Source organism: Faecalibacterium sp. Marseille-P9312 (assembly GCF_902497445.1).
GTDB classification, from domain to species: domain Bacteria; phylum Bacillota; class Clostridia; order Oscillospirales; family Ruminococcaceae; genus Faecalibacterium; species Faecalibacterium longum.
This window is the reverse complement of the sequence record NZ_CABVEW010000026.1, coordinates 1-4,680: the sequence shown is the minus strand read 5'-3', so window position 1 is coordinate 4,680 and position 4,680 is coordinate 1. Positions and strand designations below refer to the sequence as shown.

General features: G+C 50.8%; 2 tRNA genes and 2 rRNA genes. All 4 read left to right on the top strand.

The annotated features are described in order from the left end of the window. The first annotated feature begins 163 nt into the window (after nucleotides 1–163). Nucleotides 164–1,674: ribosomal RNA gene (locus tag F3G95_RS13585) — 16S ribosomal RNA — on the top strand. A 126-nt stretch (nucleotides 1,675–1,800) separates the two neighbouring features. Beyond that, a tRNA-Ala gene (locus F3G95_RS13580) sits at nucleotides 1,801–1,876 on the top strand. A 3-nt stretch (nucleotides 1,877–1,879) separates the two neighbouring features. Continuing rightward, a tRNA-Ile gene (locus tag F3G95_RS13575) sits at nucleotides 1,880–1,956 on the top strand. Between the two features lie 209 nt (nucleotides 1,957–2,165). Further along, nucleotides 2,166–4,680, top strand: a 23S ribosomal RNA gene (locus F3G95_RS13570); the annotation flags it as partial.

The window sequence follows — 4,680 nt, the reverse complement described above, 5'->3', positions numbered from 1 at the left end:
ACAGGACCTTGAAAATTGAACAATATCGAAAAACTTGTAACGGAACCTATTTTCGTGTTGGAAAAACACGTTAAACAATTCCAAACAAAGTAATTCACACAGGACGCAAGCGATTGCGTGCTGAGCGAAGAGAGGTTTAACACTTTTTAAGTGATAAATATCATTTATAAAGAGTTTGATCCTGGCTCAGGACGAACGCTGGCGGCGCGCCTAACACATGCAAGTCGAACGAGAGATGAGGAGCTTGCTCTTCAAATCGAGTGGCGAACGGGTGAGTAACGCGTGAGGAACCTGCCTCAAAGAGGGGGACAACAGTTGGAAACGACTGCTAATACCGCATAAGCCCACAGCTCGGCATCGAGCAGAGGGAAAAGGAGTGATCCGCTTTGAGATGGCCTCGCGTCCGATTAGCTAGTTGGTGAGGTAACGGCCCACCAAGGCGACGATCGGTAGCCGGACTGAGAGGTTGAACGGCCACATTGGGACTGAGACACGGCCCAGACTCCTACGGGAGGCAGCAGTGGGGAATATTGCACAATGGGGGAAACCCTGATGCAGCGACGCCGCGTGGAGGAAGAAGGTCTTCGGATTGTAAACTCCTGTTGTTGAGGAAGATAATGACGGTACTCAACAAGGAAGTGACGGCTAACTACGTGCCAGCAGCCGCGGTAAAACGTAGGTCACAAGCGTTGTCCGGAATTACTGGGTGTAAAGGGAGCGCAGGCGGGAGAACAAGTTGGAAGTGAAATCCATGGGCTCAACCCATGAACTGCTTTCAAAACTGTTTTTCTTGAGTAGTGCAGAGGTAGGCGGAATTCCCGGTGTAGCGGTGGAATGCGTAGATATCGGGAGGAACACCAGTGGCGAAGGCGGCCTACTGGGCACCAACTGACGCTGAGGCTCGAAAGTGTGGGTAGCAAACAGGATTAGATACCCTGGTAGTCCACACCGTAAACGATGATTACTAGGTGTTGGAGGATTGACCCCTTCAGTGCCGCAGTTAACACAATAAGTAATCCACCTGGGGAGTACGACCGCAAGGTTGAAACTCAAAGGAATTGACGGGGGCCCGCACAAGCAGTGGAGTATGTGGTTTAATTCGACGCAACGCGAAGAACCTTACCAAGTCTTGACATCCCTTGACGAACATAGAAATATGTTTTCTCTTCGGAGCAAGGAGACAGGTGGTGCATGGTTGTCGTCAGCTCGTGTCGTGAGATGTTGGGTTAAGTCCCGCAACGAGCGCAACCCTTATGGTCAGTTACTACGCAAGAGGACTCTGGCCAGACTGCCGTTGACAAAACGGAGGAAGGTGGGGATGACGTCAAATCATCATGCCCTTTATGACTTGGGCTACACACGTACTACAATGGCGTTAAACAAAGAGAAGCAAGACCGCGAGGTGGAGCAAAACTCAGAAACAACGTCCCAGTTCGGACTGCAGGCTGCAACTCGCCTGCACGAAGTCGGAATTGCTAGTAATCGTGGATCAGCATGCCACGGTGAATACGTTCCCGGGCCTTGTACACACCGCCCGTCACACCATGAGAGCCGGGGGGACCCGAAGTCGGTAGTCTAACCGTAAGGAGGACGCCGCCGAAGGTAAAACTGGTGATTGGGGTGAAGTCGTAACAAGGTAGCCGTAGGAGAACCTGCGGCTGGATCACCTCCTTTCTAAGGAGTCAGGCGAAAGAATGACATCAAAAGATGACAGTCTTTCGGAACAGGTGATAGATACAAGTTGATTAGATATTGTTCGATTTTGAGGGCCCTGAAAAGGGGTTACTCAAAACCTGATGTGGGGGTTTAGCTCAGCTGGGAGAGCACCTGCTTTGCAAGCAGGGGGTCAAGGGTTCGATTCCCTTAATCTCCACCACATGGGCCAATAGCTCAGCTGGCTAGAGCACACGACTGATAATCGTGAGGTCGATGGTTCGAGTCCATTTTGGCCCACCATGTGATGAGAATCGAAGTTTCGGGAGACCGGGCTTTGAGGAACATCACCAAGACGTACCTTGAAAACTGAATAATAACTGCGAAACAAAGATTATAGTAAGTTCTTTTTAAGAAATATTACAATTTCAAAAGGAAGGGTAACATAATCTTCGTTGGCAAGAGAGAATCAAGAGGATACAAGCCGATCTCGAAAGAGATTAGTTTGATATGGTCAAGCGAACAAGGGCGCAGGGCGAATGCCTTGGCACTGGGAGCCGATGAAAGACGTGATAAGCTGCGATAAGCTTCGGGGAGCTGCAAATAAGCATTGATCCGGAGATTTCTGAATGAGGAAACTCACCTGGGTTCATACTCAGGTACGTTGTACTGAAATTCAAAATAGGTACATCGAGNGATTCCAGAGTACGGCCAGACACGTGAAACCTGGTCGGAAGATGGGGGGACCACCCTCCAACCCTAAATACTACCCAGTGACCGATAGCGTATAGTACTGTGAAGGAAAGGTGAAAAGCACCCCGGGAGGGGAGTGAAAAAGAACCTGAAACCCTGTGCCTACAAGCACCTAGAGCACGTCAAAGTGTGATAGGGTACTTTTTGTAGAACGGTCCGGCGAGCGATTGTATGCAGCAAGGTTAAGGACTTAAGGTCTGGAGCCGAAGCGAAAGCGAGTTTGAAAAGGGCGTTAAGTTGCATATAATGGGCCCGAAACCGGGTGACCTACCCATGGTCAGGTTGAAGTGGAAGTAAAATTCCATGGAGGACCGAACCGACCTCCGTTGAAAAGGCGGCGGATGAACTGTGGGTAGCGGAGAAATTCCAATCGAACCCGGAGATAGCTGGTTCTCCCCGAAATAGTTTTAGGACTAGCCTCAAGTTAGATACCTGGAGGTAAAGCACTGAATAGCCTAGCGGCCGAGAGGTTAGCGAAGCTTATCAAACTCAGAATGCCAGAGTATTGATGCTTGGGAGTCAGACAGTGTCAGATAAATGTCATTGTCAAAAGGGAAACAGCCCAGATCTACAGCTAAGGTCCCAAAGTCAGGTTAAGTGGAAAACGATGTGAAGATACGCAGACAACCAGGATGTTGGCTCAGAAGCAGCCACTCATTCAAAGAGTGCGTAATAGCTCACTGGTCGAGCGTCTTTGCGCGGAGAATTTAACGGGGCTAAACCTGACACCGAAGCTTAGGCAATCCAGCAATGGATTGGGTAGGGGAGCGTTGTATACGCGGAGAAACAGTAGCGTGAGCGGCTGTGGAGTGTATAGAAGTGAGAATGCCGGAATGAGTAGCGCGAATGCAGTGAGAATCTGCATGGCCGAAAGCCTCAGGTTTTTGGAGGAAGGTTCGTCCGCTCCAAGTTAGTCGGGAGCTAAGGTGAGGCCGGAAGGCGTAGCCGATGCACAGACGGTAGAGATTCCGTCACCACCAAAAGAGTTAAGCACAGGGACACATTTGAAGTCTCAGAGCCGGGTGTTGGTTCCGGTAGAGATCGAGGGAAGTTAGTACCGAAGTCTGGGATGGAAGATGGCGAGAAAAGCTGTGTGTATTTCTGAGGTGCCCGTACCGCAAACCGACACAGGTAGGTAGGAAGAAGATTCTAAGGCCAACGGGAGAAGGGTTGTTAAGGAACTCGGCAAATTGACCCCGTAACTTCGGGAGAAGGGGTGCTCCAGAGATGGAGCCGCAGAGAATCGGCCCAAGCAACTGTTTACCAAAAACACAGGTTTGTGCTAAATCGAAAGATGACGTATACGAGCTGACGCCTGCCCGGTGCTGGAAGGTTAAGAGGAGATGTGCAAGCATTGAATCGAAGCCCCAGTGAACGGCGGCCGTAACTATAACGGTCCTAAGGTAGCGAAATTCCTTGTCAGGTAAGTTCTGACCCGCATGAAAGGCGTAATGATTTGGGCACTGTCTCAACAGCCCGCCCGGCGAAATTGTAGTACCGGTGAAGATGCCGGTTACCCGCGACAAGACGGAAAGACCCCATGGAGCTTTACTGTAGCCTAATATTGGGTTTCGATGTTGCATGCACAGGATAGATGGGACACAGGGAAACAATCGCTTTGGCGGTTGCGGAGTGGCCGTTGGGATACCATCCTTGCGATATTGGAATTCTAACCTGCGGCTCTGAATCGAGTCGGGGGACATTGTTAGGTGGGCAGTTTGACTGGGGCGGTCGCCTCCTAAAAAGTAACGGAGGCGTTCAAAGGTTCGCTCAGCTTGAACGGAAATCAAGCAAAAGAGTGCAAACGCAGAAGCGAGCCTAACTGCGAGACTGACGGGTCGAGCAGTAACGAAAGTTGGAGTTAGTGATCCGGTGGTATGTGAGTGGAAATGCCATCGCTCAACGGATAAAAGTTACCCTGGGGATAACAGGCTGATCTCCCCCAAGAGTCCACATCGACGGGGAGGTTTGGCACCTCGATGTCGGCTCATCGCATCCTGGGGCTGTATTCGGTCCCAAGGGTTTGGCTGTTCGCCAATTAAAGCGGTACGCGAGCTGGGTTCAGAACGTCGTGAGACAGTTCGGTCCCTATCTGTCGTGGGCGCAGGATATTTGATGGGAGCTGTCCCTAGTACGAGAGGACCGGGACGGACGTACCTCTGGCGCACCAGTTGTTCCGCCAGGAGCATAGCTGGGCAACTACGTACGGATCGGATAAACGCTGAAAGCATCTAAGCGTGAAGCCGACCCAAAGATAAGATATCCCACTGATTT